Source organism: Streptomyces sp. NPDC059564 (genome assembly GCF_042735575.1).
Classification (GTDB): domain Bacteria; phylum Actinomycetota; class Actinomycetes; order Streptomycetales; family Streptomycetaceae; genus Streptomyces.
Window position 1 is genome coordinate 1 of sequence record NZ_JBHWBP010000161.1, and the last position, 15,818, is coordinate 15,818.

Sequence of the window (15,818 nt, forward strand, 5' to 3'; positions counted from 1 at the left end):
ACCCTAGCCGGGGGCGGGGGGCGGGGCCGAGGGTCGCCGGCGGGGGGGGGCGGGCGGGGGCCCCGCCCCGGCGCCGGTCCGGGGTCTCAGAAGTCGACCTGCGCGCGCACGTCGGCGCGGCCGACCGACTCCAGCTCCCAGGTCTTGCAGTAGAGGTTCCGGATGTACTCGATGTCGGCGTTGCGGGCGCGGGACTCGCGCACCGGGTACATCACGGTCAGCTCGTACGATCTCTCGCGGTTGATGTCGCCGTCCTTGTCGCGCCACTGCCCGCGGGCCTCCTCCAGGGTGAGTCCGGAGGGGAAGCGCGGGGTGATCACGTCGGCCACGAACTTCATGAACTCCTCTTCGGTGATGGGCGGGTTGCCGTTGTGCCGCCCGGTGCCGAAGTAGAGGTGGGTCGAGATGTACGGGCTGCCTTCCTCGGCGATGTTCTGCTCGCTCGCCGCCGGAGCGGTGCGGGTGCCGAAGGCGGCCTCCGACGCGGGTCCGCCCAGGGCGAAGAGGAGGGCCGCGGCGGCCAGGAGGGCGGCCGCGGGCGTCGAGATCCGGATGGGGCGCATGTCATCGTCCTGTCTGTCGTGTGGGTGGTGTCGCGCGGTCGTGTCCGGGCCGTCGGGCCCGGTCGGGGGACGGCCCCCGCTCGGCGGGGGCGCCTAGGCGGGCAGCGATTCCAGCAGGAAGGCCGCCGCGTCCCGGACCCCGCCCGGGGCCTGCGCGCACCGGCGCAGGCCCGCCGCCGTCCGGCCGAGGGTCTCGGTCGTGCGGACGGACCCGATGGCCGCCGCGCGGGGCGCCACCCGGGCGATGAGCTCCTCGGCCTCCCGCCACGCTCCGGCCCCGGCCAGGGCGGAGAGGAGCTCCGCGGTGAACAGGTGCCGGTACGCGGGTCCGGGCGCGGTGGCGGCCTCGTACAGCAGCGGGATGGCCCGGTCCCAGCGGCGCAGCCGGGCCTGTACCCAGCCGTGGTGGCCGAGCAGCTCGGTCTCGTCGATCCACCACGCCCAGTGGGGGTCGCGGCGCGAGAGGCCGTCCAGGAAGCGGCTGCGGGCGCGGGCGATCAGCTCCAGGGGCTCCCGGCGCGCCCCGAGCAGGGCGGTCGCGTGCGCCCGCCGCACCAGGACCAGGCTGGCGACCCGGGCGGGCAGCGGCCGCGGCCCGGCCACCCGGTCGGCGCTGCGCAGGGCGGCGCGCGGCCGGCCCGTGTGCGCGCTGAGCATGCTGTGGTTGAGCAGCACCAGGCGTGCCGTCCAGCGGTCGCCGCAGAGCCGCGCGAGGGCCAGGGCCCGGGCGTTCATCCGGTGGGCGGGGCGGTAGCGGCCCGCGTCGAAGAGGATCCAGCCGATGACCTCGCACAGTTCGGCGAGTGCCGCGAGCCGGTCGGCGTCCTGGCCGCGCAGGGCCGCCGGCTCGGCCGACAGGTCCGGGATCCGCCGTACGGCCTCCCGTACGGCGGGCACGGCGGCGCTCGCCCCGTGCTCGGTGTCGAGGGCCACGAGGTGCCCGACCTCGGCGAGGAGCGCCGCGGGCGGGACGGGCGGCACGGGCGGCACGGGCGTCACGACAGCAGGCCGGCGCCGACCGGCCCGGGGCTGCTCTGGCCGAGGGCGATGAAGGAGTCCGCCACCAGGGTCAGCCACTCCACCTCGTCGCGGAAGTCCTCGTACGGCGGCCGCGCCGGGATGTCGGACTCGGCGTCGGCCCGCTCGGCGCGCTCGGCCCGCTCCTCGGCGGGCCGGCTCAGGACGGCGCGTACCTGGAGGGCCTCGCCGAGCGGTGAGGTGGGGTCCTCGGGGAGGTCCAGGGAGCGGGCGACGCGGGTGAACTCCGCCATGGAGAGCGCGGTGCGCAGGATCAGCTGGCCGTCGCGGATCTCGATCACGCGCCGGTAGAGGCTGTACTGGGGGTCGCGCGGCGGGACCAGGTCGCCCAGCCAGGACCGCGGCGGGTCCAGGGCGATGTCGGGGGACGCCTGGTACAGCGCCCACCACAGGGGCCGCAGCCGCAGGTAGGAGCGGTAGCTGCGGATCCAGCCGCGGGCGCGGGTGAGGTGGATGCCCCAGGACGGGATGGTCCAGCCGGCGATCTGGAGCAGGGCGCCGACGCTGCCGCTCGTCCACTGGATGGGGTCGAGGGCGCCCGCGTCGTAGTGCAGCCGGGTGCCGGCGATCTGGATGCCCCGGGTGACGCAGTAGACCAGGATCAGGCTGGCGCCGAGGGTGACCGTGCGCATGCCGACCTTGAGCCACTGGCGGTTGGCCATCGAGGTGAAGCGCAGCGACAGCCGCACCGTCTCGAACTGTCCCACGGCGCAGATCAGCAGGTAGAAGGACATGTAGAGGGCGTACGCGGGGTGCTGGATGCTGAGCAGGATCGTGGAGGTGGCCGTCTCGGAGTGCGCCACGGGGCCCACGGAGAAGGAGGAGACCACCAGGACGGCGAGGGCCGCGCCGAAGCCGAGGACGCGGCGGCGCGCCATGCGCGGGGCCTCGGCGGGCGGCGCCGACCAGTAGACGAGGACGACCTGCTGGGCGGCGGTGAGCACGACCACCGCCGCCTGGGTGATGAGCGAGGTGATGTTCGGCAGCCCGAAGAAGGCGGAGATGTGCAGCCGCAGCTGGTCCAGGTCGACGAGGAAGCTGATCCCGGAGCAGAGGAAGTAGGTGCACAGCGCCCACAGGGCGATGTCGTGCCGTCGGCGCAGCAGGTCGGGAAGGCGGTAGCCGAAGGCCGCGAGGCCCACGAAGGCGCAGACCCACGCGAGGGTCGTGTAGATCACACGGTCCCCTGGTCGGGTCGGCCGAGTCCGCTCTCGATGCGGGCGACGATCTCGGCGGCCTCGTCGGGGACGCCCCAGGCCGGTTCGGTCCAGCGCTTCGCGGCGCGCGCGAGGATGAGGGAGGCCATCGTCTCGGCCTCCTGCTCCTCGTCGTCGCTGTAACGGGAGCGCATGAGCATGCTGCGCACGGCCTCGGGCTCGACGTCGGGGAGCAGCCGGCTCGGATCGGGATCCGCCGGACCGCTCGGGTCCAGCCGCACGGAGCCGTTGTGGTCGAAGGCTATGTGCGCGAGTTCGTGGGCGATGATGTGCTCTTTGTGGGAGGGCGTCGCCGCCTTCTCGAACACGATGACGTCGAAGTCATCCATTTTCAGCCATATTCCGAACAGGTGGCGTTCGGGGAACGGCGTCGACAGCAAATGGATGGGGCGCTGGCGCCGTTCGCTGAGACGGCGCAGGAGTTCGTCGATTCCGCAGCCGTGCTCCATGCCCCACTCTTCGAGCAGTGCTTCGCAGGTCTGACGGACCTTCTTGAGGCGGCGCCTGAGCCGCCTGTCCTCCGACGCCGGTAACGCGGAGCCAGGTAACTTCATCCCTCAGTCCTCCGGCGAACCCAGCGGTCGGACAACGCGGCCATGATGCCACACGCCCAACTCGCCGCCGTCCGACGTACGTTCTATCCGGCCATTCCCCCGGATCGCGGCGTCCCGGGCCCCGGGACGCTCAGCGCGTACCGAGGACCGCCGCTATGCCGCGGGCGAGGCAGGGCACCCGGTCGGCGGGAATGCCCGCGATGTTGATCCGGCCGGAGGTGGTTCCGTAGATCGCGTGCTCCCTGCGCAGCCGGAGCATTTCCTGCGAACTGAGCGGAAGCATCGAGAACATCCCGCGCTGGCGCGAGAGCGAGCGCGCCTGCGCGTCGTGGCCGAGGGCGCTCAGGCGGGCGGTCAGGTCCGCCCGGTTGGCTTCGATGCGGCCCCGCATGACGTCCAGTTCGGCCCGCCAGGCCGCCCGCAGGCCGTCGTCCTCCAGGATCGCGGTCACGACGGCGGCGCCGTGCTCGGGCGGCATCGAGTACAGCGTGCGGGCGGCGTTCTGCAGGGCCGTCTCGGCGTGCCGCACCGAACGGCCCGACGCGCCGAGGACGATGGCGCAGCCGGTGCGGTCGCTGTAGAGGCCGAAATTCTTCGAGCAGCTCACGGCGATGAACATCTCCGGCACGCGCGCGGCGAGCAGGCGGGTGGCCCCGAGGTCGGACTCCAGCCCGTCGCCGAGCCCGTGGTAGGCGAGGTCGACGAACGGCACCCAGCCGCCCCGTACGGCCAGTTCGGCCAGCGCCTCCCAGTCCTCGGCGGAGGGGTCGGCGCCGGTGGGGTTGTGGCAGCAGCCCTGGAGCAGGACGACGTCGTCGCGCCGCGCCGCGGCCAGCTCGCGCAGGACCCCGGCGGAGTCGAAGCCGCCCTCGGGACCGCACCAGCCGTAGGTGCGCACCCGGAGCCCCGCGGCCTCCAGGATGGGCCGGTGGTTGACGTACGCCGGGTCGCTGATCCACACCGTGGTGCCCGGGCGGGTCCGGCAGATCAGGTCGGCCAGCAGGCGCAGCGCGCCGGAGCCGGCGACGGTCTGGACGGCCGCGGCCCGGCCGTCCCCTGCTCCGGGCCCCAGGACCATGGTGAGCAGGGCGCTGTTGAAGGCGGCGTTGCCGGACAGTCCCCGGTACTCCTTGGACTCCGAACGCTCGGCGAGGCGGATCTCGGCCTCCCGGACGGCGGCCATGACGGGGGTGCGGCCGGTGGGGTCGCGGTAGACCCCGAGGACCAGGTTGAGCCGCTCGGCGCGCTCGTCGGAACCGAACTCGTACGTCAGGTCCCACAGCGGGTCGGTGGGCGGCGGGGGGAGGAGCTCAAGCATCTGCGGGGACCTCGGGGCGGGGACGGCGGCGGAAACGGGGACGGGGACCGGCGGCGGCCACCGCGGCGGCGGGCCCGCGGCGGTTGGCGAGGACGACGCCGAAGGTGATGAGGGGGACGCCGATCAGCACGGCGGCGGTCGGGGACTCGCCGAGCACGGGGACGGCGAGCAGGACGACGGCGACGGGGCTGAGGCTGCCGACGACGGAGCTGCGCTCGGCGCCCAGCCGGCGGATGGCGAACGCGTACAGCAGACCGGCGCACAGCCCGACGCCGAGCCCCTGCACCACGAGGAACAGGGCGATGTCCGTCCCGGCGGCGTGGGCGAGGCCGGTCGGGAGCACCCCGGTCAGCACCAGCAGCCCGATCACCGCGAAGGAGGGCAGGCACAGCAGGCCGATCGAGCCGACGGGGTCGAGGCCGACGTCGCGCAGGCCCACCGTGTACAGGGCCCACAGCCCGCTCGCCACCAGCAGGGTGCCGGCGCCCTCCAGTACGGCGGCGTCGACGGGGACGACGTAGCGCCAGACGAGGGCGGCCACGCCGAGCGCGATCAGGCCGAGCCCGGCTGCCTGCGTCCCGCGGGGCGTCCCGCGGCCCCGGGCGGTCATCAGCGCGGCGACGAAGAGGGGGACCATGCCGGGGACGATCGAGCCGACGAAGGCCGCCGAGGTGAGGGCGCCGCCGTGCATGGCGGCGAGGAAGAAGGGCACCCCGGCACCGCAGACGATCTTGGCGGCGGCGCCCGGCCGCACGGCGGCGATGGCCCGCCTGCGCTTCCACAGCGCGGGCAGCAGGACGACCAGGGGCACTCCGAAGCGCAGCAGGGCCGCGTCGGCGGGCTTGAGGGTGGAGGAGCCGAGGGCGCGGGCGCTGAGCGCGAAGGCGGCCCAGATGGCCACCGTGACGAGCAGCGCCGCCATGCCCTGGGCCTGGGGGGAGAGCCCGCGCCGGCCGGGTTCACCGGCACGCGGGCCCGCCGCGTCGGGAGGCAGGGCCGCTCGGGTGGTGTTCGTCGCGACCAAGGAAGTGCTCCAGCCTCCGGTACCCGGACCGGTCTGGTCCGTTGCCCGCAACGCTAGGGCCTGGGGCGGGGCAGCCGATTGCCAGTTCTGCCGCTCGGACATACGTTTGGGGCAGGATCTGCCAAGGAACGCCGAAGAACTGCCGAGGAGCGCCGCCACATGGCCATGGACGCGGTCGATCTGCAGATCATCCGGGAGTTGCAGGCCGACGGCCGGCTGTCCAACCAGGACCTCGCCGACCGGGTGCGCCTCTCCCCCTCCCCCTGCCTGCGGCGGGTACGGCGCCTGGAGGAGGCGGGCCTGATCCGCGGCTACACGGCGATGGTCGACCAGGTCGCCTTCGGGCTGCCGGTCACCGTCTTCGTCCGGATCCGGCTGGAGCGGCACACGGCGGAGGCGGTCGGGCTGTTCGAGCAGCACGTCGCGGTCATCGAGCACATCCAGGACTGCTACCTGATGGCGGGCAGCAGCGACTACCTGCTGCGCGTCGTCATCGAGGACCTGGAGGCGTACGAGTCCCTCGTGCGCCACCGCATCCACGCCATCCCGGGGATCGCCTCGATCGAGTCGAGCTTCGCGTACGGCAGCGTGAAGCAGTCCCGCACCTACCCCCGCCCCAGCCCGGGCGGCGGCGCCCGGCGGCGCTGAGGCGGCGTTCGGGCCGCGTTCGGGCCGCGTCCAGCGGTCCTTACGCCCCGGCCGCCGCCGCGAAGGCCGCGTACGCCATGTCGTCGAAGAGCACGAAGCGGACCTCCTCCACCTCGGTGGCCGCCGCCCGGACCGTCCCGACGGCGATCCGGGCGCCGTCGTCCATGGGCCAGCCGTAGATGCCGGTGGAGATGGCGGGGAAGGCGACCGTACGGGCTCCCAGCCCGTCGGCGACCCGCAGCGACTCGCGGTAGCAGGAGGCGAGGAGCTCCGAGCGGTCCTCGTCCCGCGACCAGACCGGGCCGACCGTGTGGATGACGTGCCCGGCGGGCAGGCGGCCCGCCGTGGTGGCGACCGCGCGGCCGGTGGGCAGGCCCTTGCCGTAGTGGGAGCGCCGCAGGTCCTCGCAGGCGGCGAGGATCTCCGGGCCGCCGCGCCGGTGGATGGCCCCGTCGACCCCGCCGCCGCCGAGCAGGGAGGAGTTCGCGGCGTTGACGATCGCGTCCGCCCGCTCGGCGGTGATGTCGCCGCGGACGAGGGTGATGCGCACCATCACGAGGCCTTTCGCAGGTGCCGCCAGACCGCCTTGGCGGCGTTGTGGCCGGACATGCCGTGGACGCCCGGGCCCGGCGGGGTCGCCGAGGAGCAGAGGAAGACGGCCGGGTGGGCCGTCGTGTACGGGGACAGGGTGATCTTCGGGCGCAGCAGGAGCTGCAGGCCGGAGGCGGCGCCGCAGGCGATGTCCCCGCCGACGTAGTTCGGGTTCCGGGCGGCGAGCTGCGGCGGGCCGGCCGTCGCGCGGGCCAGCACCAGGTCGCGGAAGCCGGGGGCGAAGCGCTCCAGCTGCCGCTCGACGGCCTCGGTGAGGTCGCCGTCCCAGCCCGCCGGGACGTGCCCGTACGCCCAGAACACGTGCTTGCCCCGCGGCGCCCGGCCGGGGTCGGCCAGGCTGGGCTGGGCGGTGATCAGGAAGGGGTTGCGGGGGGCGCGGCCGCCCGAGGCCAGCTGGAGGGCGGCGTCGATGTCGCGGGTGCCGGGTCCGATCTGTACGGTCCCGGCCCGGCGGGGGGCCTCGGCCGTCCAGGGCACCGGGCCGTCCAGCGCGTAGTCGAGCTTGAAGACGGAGGCGCCGTACCGGTAGCCGTCGTAGGCGCGGCCGAGGCGGGCGATCCGGGCCAGCGCGGTCGGGGAGGTGTCGAAGACGTACGCGCGGGCGGGCGGCAGGTCGTCGAGGCGCTTGACCTCGAAGCCGGTGTGCACGGTCCCGCCGAGGTCCGCCAGGTACCCGGCGAGGGCGTCGGAGATCGACTGCGAGCCGCCGCGCGGCATCGGCCAGCCGCCCGCGTGGGCGGCCAGCGCGAAGACCAGGCCGACGGCGCCGGTGCCGATCCCGCTCAGCGGGGCGTTGACGTGCGCCACGAGCCCGGCGAACAGGGCGCGCGCCCGGTCGTCGCGGAAGCGGCGCAGCAGCCAGGTGGACGGCGGCAGGCCGGTCAGGCCGAAGCGGGCCAGGGTGAGCGGGTCCCGGGGCAGGGCGGTGTTGGGCAGGGACATGAAGTCCCGGGCGAGGGTGTCCCACTTGCCGAGGTACGGCCGCACGAGGCGGCGGTACGCGCCCGCGTCGCGGGGCCCGAAGGAGGCCGCGGTCTCGGCGACCGAACGGGCGAGGACCGCGGCCGTGCCGTCGTCGAAGGGGTGCGCCATGGGCAGCGGGGCGTGCAGCCACTCCAGCCCGTAGCGCCCCAGCGGCATGGTGGCGAAGACCGGGGAGCCGGCACCCAGCGGGTGCACCGCCGAGCAGGGGTCGTGGCGGAAGCCGGGGAGGGTGAGCTCCTCGGTCCGGGCCCCGCCCCCGATGCCGTCCGCGGCCTCGAACACGGCAACGGAGCAGCCCCGCCGGGCCAGTTCGACCGCGGCCGTCAGGCCGTTGGGCCCCGCCCCCACCACGACTGCGTCGAGAATCGACGACACTGACAGCTCCTTCGTCCGGCGGCGGCCACTGCCTCCAGGGTATTGCGCCCGTCCCTGCGGGCGCTGCCCGGCTACGCGCCGCGCAGCAGCTCGCGGATCCGCAGCATGGTGGGCTCGTCCCGGCCCACGGAGAAGGGCAGGGCGTTGTCACGGTCCACCCGGAAGGGGACGCCGTCCACGGTGGACTGCGCGCCGCCCGCCTCGGCGACCAGCAGCAGGCCGGCCGCGTGGTCCCAGGCCGAGGGCCAGGTGAAGGCCAGGGCGTCCATCTCGCCCCGGGCCACCTTCAGGTACTCCAGGCCCGCCGAACCGCAGGGCCGGGCGGCGACGCCGGGCACGTCGAGCCGGGCCAGGGCCCGCTTGTCCTCCTCGGACGTGTACAGCGGATGCGCCATCGCCACGCGCAGCGTGGCGCCGGGCTCCGGCGAACCGGCCAGGATCCGCTCGCCGTTGACGTACGCGCCCTGCCCGCGCACGGCGGTGGCCAGCTCGTCCAGCACCGGGGCGAAGGTCCAGGAGGCGAGTATCTCCCCGCGCTGGGCCAGCGCCACCAGGGTGCAGAAGCCCGGGTCGCCGTTGACGAACTGGCGGGTGCCGTCGACGGGGTCGACGATCCAGACGGGGGCATCACCGCGGAGCGCGGCGTAGACATCGGGGTCGGCGTGGACGGCTTCCTCGCCGACCACGACCGAGCCCGGCAGCAGCCGGGTCAGGGCGGCCGTGAGGTGCTCCTCGGCCTGCCGGTCGGCGATGGTCACCAGGTCGTGGGGACCGCTCTTCTGATCCACCTCGTGTGCGGCGAGCTGCCGGAATCTCGGCATGATCTCGACCGCCGCCGCCTTGCGGACGGCTTCTTCGACAGCGGAAAGGTCACGGGCCAGAAATTCATCGATCATGCCTCCAGCAAAGCACGCCCCGCCGACAATCCCCACCGACAATCCCCGACGCCCACCGGACCACGACATGACCTCCCGGTGAACCCGACCGGGGCGGGGCCGGGGTACCCGGGTGTCGGTGATGTCGCGGTCGGGTCTCGATCTGGCCTCCCAGGGGGTGGCACGCCCGCCGCCTTAGCACGCTTCACCCACGGAAGACACCTATCCGCATCGCCGGTGTGGCTGGTTATGATCGGCACCCTCCCCCTCTCGCCGATGCCGAGGACTGATGTCGCGAATAGAACCCGCAGGGCCACGAGGGCAGTCGACGATCCGTCGGCGGCGTACCGTGCGCCTGCGCACCCTGCTCATCTGGCTGGCAGTGGCCCCCACCACGGCGATGGGCATCCAAGTGGCGGTGACCGCAGAGCGGCTGCTGACGCAGTCGGAGAACCTGCGGGCCGACGTCGCGGCCGCCGAGCGGTTCGGCGCACCGCTGTACACGCTCATGGTCGACCTGCAGGCCGAGCGGGCGGCGACCGCCGCGCGATGGGCGGGCACGGCCGGGGCCGAGGAGGAGCTGCGGGACCGGCGGGAGGCCACGGACCGGGCCGCGGCCGAGTTCCGCCGGCTGGCGGGCGGTTCGGCCGAGCCCTTCGGGGACGTGAACCAACGGCTCGACGGCCTGGCCGCGTACCGCCAGAACGCGGATGCCCGCGTCGGCGGCGCCGATGGCACGCTCCCCTACTACACCGGGGCGATCGGCGCGATCATCCAGGCGTACCAACAGGACTTCAGCCATGCGCAGGACGCCGAACTCGCCCAGGTGAGCCGGCCCGTGGTCCCCATGCTCTCGGCCACCGAGATGGTGGCGCGCGAGGACGCGATCCTGGCCCTGGCCGGGCCGTCCAGGGAACTGAGCCCAGCCGGCTTCGACCAGTTCATCAGTGCCATGGGAGCCCACCGGTACCTGAACGAGACATGGATCGCGCCGTATCTGTCCGAGGGGGACCGGCGGTTCTACGAGCGGATCGTCGCCTCCCCGGACTGGCAGACGAAGATCCGTATCGAGAACGCGGTCGTATCCGGGCACAAGGACATCGAATCCGGCGTCAGGCTGCCCGCCGAGATCGGCGGATGGCGGTCCGCGCACGAGAACTTCTCGGTGCAGATGGCCACGCTCAACGTCGACCGGGCGCGGGAGGTGCTCACGCGCGGCGAGGCCAAGGCCGCGGAGCTGCAGACCGAGGTCGCCTGGCTGATCGGGATGAGCGGCGGCGGGCTGCTGGTCGTCGTCGCCGTGGTCGTGCTCACCACGCGGTCGGTGCTGCGCCGCCTGCGGGCCCTGCACGAGCGCACGGTGACCGTCGCCGAGGAGACCCTGCCGGACGTCGTGGCCCGGCTCCAGCGCGGGCAGTCCGTCGACGCCGGGGCGCTGCCGACGGTGCGCGGGGACCAGGACGAGGTGGGCCGCATCAGCGACGCCTTCGCCCGGGTCGTCGCGGTCTCCGTCGACGGGCACCGGCAGCTCGCGGCCGAGCGCCACGGCTTCGGCATGTTCGCCGCGGGCATCGCCTCGCGGACCGGAAACCTGGTCAGCCGCCAGTTGGGGCTCACCGAGGACCTCCAGGACACCTTCGGGCACGACGAAGCGCTGCTCGCCCAGCTGATGCGGTCCGACCAGTTGACGGTGGGCATGCGACGGCAGATCGAGAACCTGCTCATCCTGTCCGGCGGCGAGGTCCCCGACCCGCACACCGAGCCCATGCGGGTCGCCGACCTGCTGCGCGAAGCCGCCGCGGAGGTCGAGGACTTCCGGCGCATCGAGCGCCAGGCCCTGGACGAGGCGAGCGTGGAACCGCGCGTGATCAGCCAGATCAGCCACCTGCTGGCGGAGCTGCTGGACAACGCCACCCGGTTCTCCCCGCCGAGGTCGAAGGTGGTCATCCGCGCCGAACTGGTCGCGGACGGACTGTCGGTCGAGATCGAGGACCGCGGGCCCCGGGTGACCCCCGCGAGCTACGAGGAGATGAACGGGCGCCTGCACTCGGCCCCGCCGTACTCCGTCCTGGCGCAGAACGCGCACCGGCTGGGACTCTTCGTGGTCGGTCACCTCGCCGACCAGCTGCGGGCCACGGTCACGCTGCGGCGCTCGGTGTACGGAGGGACGTCGGCGGTGGTGATCCTCCCCGGGGAGCTGCTGGTGAAGACGGTACGGGAGGCACCGCGCGCGACGGCGGTGCCGGCCGCGGCAGCCGTCGCGGCCGAGCCCGCGCCCGCGCCCGCACCGCGCGTACTCGAGGAACGCAAGCCCGAGCTGGTCCTGCACACGGCCTCCGGGCTGCCGAGCCGCCGGGCGCCCGGGCAGGCCCCCGTCCGGCCCGCGGCGCGGGACGAGGGCGGAGGCCGGCCGGCCCTCCCCGAGCGCGTACCGCAGACCCACATCACCGAGCAACTCCGCGCGCCCCGCGCACCGGAAACACCGGTCGGCCCGGACACGGCCACGCCCGAAGAGGTGGCCGACGCCTGGGCGGACTACGAACAGGGGACCCAGGCAGTGGAAGAAGAGCTCCGACAGGATCAGCCATGACGACGACATCCAACAGTGCGGCATCCAACACCGTGACCCCCAACACCGCGACATCCAACCCTGTGACATCCAACGACATGATCTACAGCGTCCTGGACAACAACCTGAGCAGGATCGCGGGCGTCCAGGGAGCGGTGCTCCTGTCCAACGACGGCATCAAGCTCAGCGCCTACCTGTTGGACCGGGACCAGGCGGAGCGCATGGCCGCCGCGGCCTCGGGCATCGCGGCCACGATGAAGGCGATATCCAGGGAGATCGACGGCGGCCAGGTCATCCGCCAGCTGGTCGAGATGGACGACCGGTACCTCTGCATCGTCGGGTGCGGGGAGGGCAGCACCCTCATCGTGGTGACCTCCCGCAAGGCGCGGCTCGGCGAGCTGGGCGGCGAGGCCGTACGGACCGCCCAGGCGCTCGGCGAGTGGCTGGGCACCCCTGGGCGCACCCAGGCGCCGACGTCGTAATGCCGGAGGATCCCCAGCCCGCACCCCGCCGCCGGACGCGGCTGTACGCCCTGACCGACGGCCGTACAGCCGCTCCGCACACCGTCCTCACCATGGACACCACCATCACGGCGGCGGTCGCGGAGGACGCCCGCGGCGGCCTGCCCACCGAGTGGCAGGCCGTCCTCGCCATGTGCCCGGCGCCGGGGGGTCTGGCGGTCGCCGAGATCGCGGCGCGGATGCACATCCGCCTCACTCCGATGACGATCCTCCTCGGTGAACTCGCGGACCGCGGGCTGATCCACCACCGGCCGCCCCTGGAGGGTGCCGAGACCACCAACGTCCACCTGCTCATGAGAATCAGGGACAACCTTGCCCGGATATGACACCCCTGCCCCGCAGGCCCCTGCCCCCGTCAAGATCCTCATCGCGGGGGGATTCGGAGTCGGCAAGACGACCCTGGTCGAGGCGGTCTCCGAGATCGAGCCGCTGCGTACGGAGGAGCGGCTGACGGCGGCGGGCGTCGGCGTCGACGACCTCGACGGCATCGAGTCCAAGGCCGTCACCACCGTGGCGATGGACTTCGGCCGGATCACCCTCACCGACGCCGGAGTCGTCCTCTACCTGTTCGGCACGCCGGGCCAGGAACGGTTCTGGTTCATGTGGGACGACCTGCTGAACGGGGCCCTGGGCGCGATCGTGCTGGTCGACACGCGGCGCCTCGACCGCAGCTTCCCTGCCGTCGACTTCTTCGAGAGCCGCGGGCTGCCGTTCGTGGTCGGCGCCAACTGCTTCCACGGCGAACAGCCGTACACCGCCGAGGAGATCGGGGTGGCGCTCCACCTGCGCGACCCGAACACCCCGGTCCTGATGCTCGACGCCCGCTCCCGGGAGGACGTCCGGGCGGCCCTGCTCTCACTGCTCGACCTGCTCATAGCGAAGGCGGGCGCCCCGGCGGCGGCCCGCGGCTGACGCCGCGCGGGCGAGGAAGCCCACGGGACCCCTCTTGACAATGAAGTCAAGCGGTCGCTTGATTTCTATCGTGAGGCCAGAGAAAACAGACCTTCGCCGCGAGGCCGGTCAGCGAACGCGTGACGATCTACTGTCGGCCGCTCTCGAGCTGCTCGCACAACGGGGACAGGAAGGGGTGACCCTCCGCGAGATCACCCAGAACGCCGGAGCCAACGTCGCCGCGGTGAGCTACCACTTCGGATCGCTGAAGGCACTGTGCGATGTGGCGATCGAGCACGCCCTGGAGCGCTACCTGGACGCCCAGATCCGGGAGCTCGACGCCCTGGCGGAGAGCGCGACGCTGAGCGAACTGGCCGAGGCCTTCGCGCGGCCGATGGTGAGCGCGCTCGTGGCCGGCGGGCGGGATCTGGCCGTGATCCGGACCGTGGCGCGGGTGGGGATCGACCCGCCCGAAGGGTGGGAGAGGCTGGCCGGGAAGTTCGAGCAGGCCCGACGGCAGGCGGTACGGGTACTGGCGGCGAACCTTCCCGAGGCCGACGAGCGGGAGCTCGTCTTCCGTGTCCGCGCTGCGGCCGGGATGCTGAACTGGCTCGCGGTGGCACCCATCGGGGCCGAGCTGGGCGCCGAGCCCGCCGAGCGGGTGGAGCGGATGCTCATCCCCGTCGTGGCCGGGGCGTTTCGGGGAGCCCGGTGAGCGCCTGATCCCGCCGGATGGGCCGCGGCGACCCCGCGTCACGATGAATTCAATCGCTTGCTTGACAAGACGGCGGCCCCTTCCCCACACTTTCAATCAAGGGTTTGAATGGATTCTCTCACCACGGGAGGGCACCATGAACACCGACGCGGAGAGCGTGGTCCGGGCGGCGTACCGGGCGGCCGAGGGCAGCGTCCTGGACGTGCGGGGCTTCGTTGACCTGTTCGCCGAGGACGGCGTCTTCAACAACGTCGTCGCCGGCGAGAGCTACCGCGGGGAGCACCTTGGCGATCAGGTCGCCTTCATGGGGGCGCTCGCCCCCGACGTGCACCGCGACCTGCACCGATTCCATGTCATGGGCAACGTCGTCGCCGTCGAGCTCACGATCCGGGGCACCTTCACCGGACCGTTCGAGACACCCGCCGGCACCATCCGGCCGACCGGCGCCGAGCTCAGCATCCCCACAGCCGACTTCTGGTACGTCGAGAACGGCAGGATCAAGGAGTTCAACTGCTACGTCGGCCTCAGCGTCATGCTCGCCCAGCTCGGCGTGCGGCCCGACTTCACCTCCGCCGTCACGGCGTCGCCCGCCGCGGCGAGCTGACCGGACCACTCCGGGCACCCCCACCACAGGCTGCCGGGCGGCGCGTGTCCCACGAACGCAAGGCGCCACGAAGAGGCAGGCCAACCATGCCCACCATCGGCATCATCCTCGGCAGCACCCGGCCCAACCGCGTCGGGGACCAGGTGGCGCGCTGGGTCCTCGAACACGCCTCGCGCCGGACCGACGCCGGCTTCGAGCTGCTCGACCTGCGCGACCACCCCCTCCCCCACCTCGACGAGCCGATGCCGCCCTCCCTCGGCCAGTACCAGAACGAGCACACCCGGCGCTGGGCCGAGACCGTCGCCGCGTACGACGGATTCGTCATCGTCACCCCCGAGTACAACCACGGCGTCCCGGGCGTACTGAAGAACGCCCTGGACTACCTGTACGCCGAATGGAACAACAAGGCCCTCGGCCTGGTCTCCTACGGCGCCGCGGGCGGCGCCCGGTCCGCCGAACAACTGCGCCTGGTCGCCGCCGAGCTCCAGATGGCCGACGTACGCCAGCAGGTCACGCTCTCCCTGCACACCGACTTCGCGAACTTCAGCGTCTTCGAACCCGGCGACCACAACCTCCACGCGCTGGACACCATGCTCGACCAGGTCATCGCCTGGACCTCGGCCCTCGCCCCGCTACGGACGGACTCACCATGACCAGATCCCCCGCCGATCTGATGCGGGTCAACCTGCTCGACGTCTTCAACGAACCGGATCCGGACCGCCGGAACGCGGTCATCACCGAGAACTACGCCGAGGACGTGGTGTGGCACGAACCGGACCGCATCAACCGTGGGCGCACGGACTTCGCGCGCCGCGCCGCGGAGGTGCTCGCCGAGAACCCGGACTGGGTCTTCCGACCCGCGGGAGCCGCGTCGGGACTCGACGACATCGGCCACCTCGGCTTCCAGTACGGCCCGGCCGACGGTCAACCGCCGATGATCAACGGCATCGACATCGCCCGAACCAGGGACGGCGTCATCATCGAGCTCTACACGATCGTCACGCAGACCCCTCAGCCGTCCTCGTAATCGAGCGGTCAGCGTTGCCGGGGGGGGCGGCATCGGTTAGCCCGTTGGGGATCTTGGAGAAGTCGCCGCGGCCGAGCTCCTTCCGGCCGCGGAAGCAGAAGGGGCAGTGGTCGGTGGAGACCACCTGGAGGTCGTCGGTCCGCAGACCCCGCCACAGCGCCGCCTGGTGCTCGCGCGGCCGCAGCGGAGTGGAGCAGACGTACTTGGCGCCCTGGAAGTCCGGCTCTTCGAGGTTGTCGGTGGACAGGAACAGGTACTGCGGACAGGTCTCGCCGAAGACCGG

The 15,818-nt window shown here is 72.9% G+C and carries 18 protein-coding genes and 1 pseudogene; 9 read left to right on the forward strand and 10 right to left on the reverse strand.

Translation table 11 applies throughout. The features are described from left to right. Positions 1-86: 86 nt before the first annotated feature. The 6 genes from ACFV0Q_RS24535 to ACFV0Q_RS24560 form a co-directional block, all read right to left on the reverse strand. Positions 87-563, reverse strand: coding sequence for a DUF3574 domain-containing protein (locus tag ACFV0Q_RS24535; RefSeq protein WP_385008508.1), 477 nt, complete (start codon positions 561-563; stop codon positions 87-89). Positions 564-656: 93 nt separating this feature from the next. After that, positions 657-1,562: a DNA-binding protein gene (locus ACFV0Q_RS24540; RefSeq protein WP_385008509.1), complete on the reverse strand. Its 906-nt coding sequence runs from the start codon at positions 1,560-1,562 to the stop codon at positions 657-659. Next, positions 1,559-2,779 carry an MAB_1171c family putative transporter gene (locus ACFV0Q_RS24545; protein ID WP_385008510.1) on the reverse strand — a complete coding sequence of 407 codons (1,221 nt, stop codon included), beginning with the start codon at positions 2,777-2,779 and terminating at the stop codon, positions 1,559-1,561. Before ACFV0Q_RS24545 ends, ACFV0Q_RS24540 begins: the two co-directional genes overlap by 4 nt. After that, the gene (locus ACFV0Q_RS24550; protein ID WP_385008511.1) at positions 2,776-3,372 is read right to left on the reverse strand and encodes a hypothetical protein; all 597 of its coding nucleotides are present in this window, start codon (positions 3,370-3,372) and stop codon (positions 2,776-2,778) included. Before ACFV0Q_RS24550 ends, ACFV0Q_RS24545 begins: the two co-directional genes overlap by 4 nt. A gap of 130 nt (positions 3,373-3,502) precedes the next feature. Beyond that, positions 3,503-4,690: an aromatic amino acid transaminase gene (locus ACFV0Q_RS24555; protein WP_385008512.1), complete on the reverse strand. Its 1,188-nt coding sequence runs from the start codon at positions 4,688-4,690 to the stop codon at positions 3,503-3,505. Next, positions 4,683-5,714, reverse strand: a complete 1,032-nt coding sequence (locus ACFV0Q_RS24560; protein WP_385008513.1) for a DMT family transporter — start codon at positions 5,712-5,714, stop codon at positions 4,683-4,685. The genes ACFV0Q_RS24555 and ACFV0Q_RS24560 overlap by 8 nt, the downstream gene beginning before the upstream one ends. 159 nt (positions 5,715-5,873) lie before the next feature. Here ACFV0Q_RS24560 and ACFV0Q_RS24565 point away from each other — a divergent pair, with 159 nt between their 5' ends. Continuing rightward, a complete protein-coding gene (locus tag ACFV0Q_RS24565) occupies positions 5,874-6,362 on the forward strand; it encodes an Lrp/AsnC family transcriptional regulator (protein ID WP_385008514.1) in 489 nt (162 codons plus the stop codon). A 40-nt stretch (positions 6,363-6,402) separates the two neighbouring features. Here ACFV0Q_RS24565 and ACFV0Q_RS24570 read toward each other — a convergent pair whose 3' ends face one another. The 3 genes from ACFV0Q_RS24570 to ACFV0Q_RS24580 form a co-directional block, all read right to left on the reverse strand. Continuing rightward, positions 6,403-6,915 (reverse strand): O-acetyl-ADP-ribose deacetylase, encoded by a 513-nt coding sequence (locus ACFV0Q_RS24570; protein ID WP_385008515.1) that lies wholly within the window; start codon positions 6,913-6,915, stop codon positions 6,403-6,405. Continuing rightward, positions 6,915-8,333 (reverse strand): phytoene desaturase family protein, encoded by a 1,419-nt coding sequence (locus ACFV0Q_RS24575; RefSeq protein ID WP_385008516.1) that lies wholly within the window; start codon positions 8,331-8,333, stop codon positions 6,915-6,917. Before ACFV0Q_RS24575 ends, ACFV0Q_RS24570 begins: the two co-directional genes overlap by 1 nt. Positions 8,334-8,404: 71 nt before the next feature. Beyond that, positions 8,405-9,229: an inositol monophosphatase family protein gene (locus ACFV0Q_RS24580; protein ID WP_385008517.1), complete on the reverse strand. Its 825-nt coding sequence runs from the start codon at positions 9,227-9,229 to the stop codon at positions 8,405-8,407. Positions 9,230-9,557: 328 nt separating this feature from the next. Here ACFV0Q_RS24580 and ACFV0Q_RS24585 point away from each other — a divergent pair, with 328 nt between their 5' ends. From ACFV0Q_RS24585 to ACFV0Q_RS24620, 8 genes are all read left to right on the forward strand, one after another. Further along, positions 9,558-11,798 carry a nitrate- and nitrite sensing domain-containing protein gene (locus ACFV0Q_RS24585; RefSeq protein WP_385008518.1) on the forward strand — a complete coding sequence of 747 codons (2,241 nt, stop codon included), beginning with the start codon at positions 9,558-9,560 and terminating at the stop codon, positions 11,796-11,798. A gap of 62 nt (positions 11,799-11,860) precedes the next feature. Beyond that, positions 11,861-12,259 carry a roadblock/LC7 domain-containing protein gene (locus ACFV0Q_RS24590; protein WP_385008519.1) on the forward strand — a complete coding sequence of 133 codons (399 nt, stop codon included), beginning with the start codon at positions 11,861-11,863 and terminating at the stop codon, positions 12,257-12,259. Further along, positions 12,259-12,624 (forward strand): DUF742 domain-containing protein, encoded by a 366-nt coding sequence (locus ACFV0Q_RS24595; protein ID WP_385008520.1) that lies wholly within the window; start codon positions 12,259-12,261, stop codon positions 12,622-12,624. The genes ACFV0Q_RS24590 and ACFV0Q_RS24595 overlap by 1 nt, the downstream gene beginning before the upstream one ends. Beyond that, positions 12,611-13,210: an ATP/GTP-binding protein gene (locus ACFV0Q_RS24600; protein ID WP_385008521.1), complete on the forward strand. Its 600-nt coding sequence runs from the start codon at positions 12,611-12,613 to the stop codon at positions 13,208-13,210. The genes ACFV0Q_RS24595 and ACFV0Q_RS24600 overlap by 14 nt, the downstream gene beginning before the upstream one ends. 40 nt (positions 13,211-13,250) lie before the next feature. Further along, positions 13,251-13,904 (forward strand): TetR/AcrR family transcriptional regulator, encoded by a 654-nt coding sequence (locus ACFV0Q_RS24605; RefSeq protein ID WP_385008522.1) that lies wholly within the window; start codon positions 13,251-13,253, stop codon positions 13,902-13,904. Between the two features lie 136 nt (positions 13,905-14,040). Further along, positions 14,041-14,508, forward strand: coding sequence for an ester cyclase (locus ACFV0Q_RS24610; protein WP_385008523.1), 468 nt, complete (start codon positions 14,041-14,043; stop codon positions 14,506-14,508). Positions 14,509-14,594: 86 nt separating this feature from the next. Further along, positions 14,595-15,161, forward strand: coding sequence for an NADPH-dependent FMN reductase (locus tag ACFV0Q_RS24615; RefSeq protein WP_385008524.1), 567 nt, complete (start codon positions 14,595-14,597; stop codon positions 15,159-15,161). Beyond that, positions 15,158-15,535 carry a nuclear transport factor 2 family protein gene (locus tag ACFV0Q_RS24620; RefSeq protein WP_385008525.1) on the forward strand — a complete coding sequence of 126 codons (378 nt, stop codon included), beginning with the start codon at positions 15,158-15,160 and terminating at the stop codon, positions 15,533-15,535. The genes ACFV0Q_RS24615 and ACFV0Q_RS24620 overlap by 4 nt, the downstream gene beginning before the upstream one ends. A 37-nt stretch (positions 15,536-15,572) precedes the next feature. On the opposite strand, the pseudogene ACFV0Q_RS24625 reads toward ACFV0Q_RS24620, so the two are convergent. Beyond that, a pseudogene (locus tag ACFV0Q_RS24625) lies at positions 15,573-15,818 on the reverse strand (dihydropyrimidinase); the annotation flags it as partial.

What these genes read in the sequence shown, in the direction of transcription:
- ACFV0Q_RS24595 (WP_385008520.1), top strand. Translation starts at nt 12,259, where the DNA reads ATGCCGGAGGATCCCCAGCCCGCACCCCGCCGCCGGACGCGGCTGTAC.
- ACFV0Q_RS24555 (WP_385008512.1), bottom strand. Translation starts at nt 4,690, where the DNA reads ATGCTTGAGCTCCTCCCCCCGCCGCCCACCGACCCGCTGTGGGACCTG.
- ACFV0Q_RS24605 (WP_385008522.1), top strand. Translation starts at nt 13,251, where the DNA reads ATGAAGTCAAGCGGTCGCTTGATTTCTATCGTGAGGCCAGAGAAAACA.
- ACFV0Q_RS24615 (WP_385008524.1), top strand. Translation starts at nt 14,595, where the DNA reads ATGCCCACCATCGGCATCATCCTCGGCAGCACCCGGCCCAACCGCGTC.
- ACFV0Q_RS24580 (WP_385008517.1), bottom strand. Translation starts at nt 9,229, where the DNA reads ATGATCGATGAATTTCTGGCCCGTGACCTTTCCGCTGTCGAAGAAGCC.
- ACFV0Q_RS24570 (WP_385008515.1), bottom strand. Translation starts at nt 6,915, where the DNA reads ATGGTGCGCATCACCCTCGTCCGCGGCGACATCACCGCCGAGCGGGCG.
- ACFV0Q_RS24535 (WP_385008508.1), bottom strand. Translation starts at nt 563, where the DNA reads ATGCGCCCCATCCGGATCTCGACGCCCGCGGCCGCCCTCCTGGCCGCC.
- ACFV0Q_RS24550 (WP_385008511.1), bottom strand. Translation starts at nt 3,372, where the DNA reads ATGAAGTTACCTGGCTCCGCGTTACCGGCGTCGGAGGACAGGCGGCTC.
- ACFV0Q_RS24620 (WP_385008525.1), top strand. Translation starts at nt 15,158, where the DNA reads ATGACCAGATCCCCCGCCGATCTGATGCGGGTCAACCTGCTCGACGTC.
- ACFV0Q_RS24565 (WP_385008514.1), top strand. Translation starts at nt 5,874, where the DNA reads ATGGCCATGGACGCGGTCGATCTGCAGATCATCCGGGAGTTGCAGGCC.
- ACFV0Q_RS24610 (WP_385008523.1), top strand. Translation starts at nt 14,041, where the DNA reads ATGAACACCGACGCGGAGAGCGTGGTCCGGGCGGCGTACCGGGCGGCC.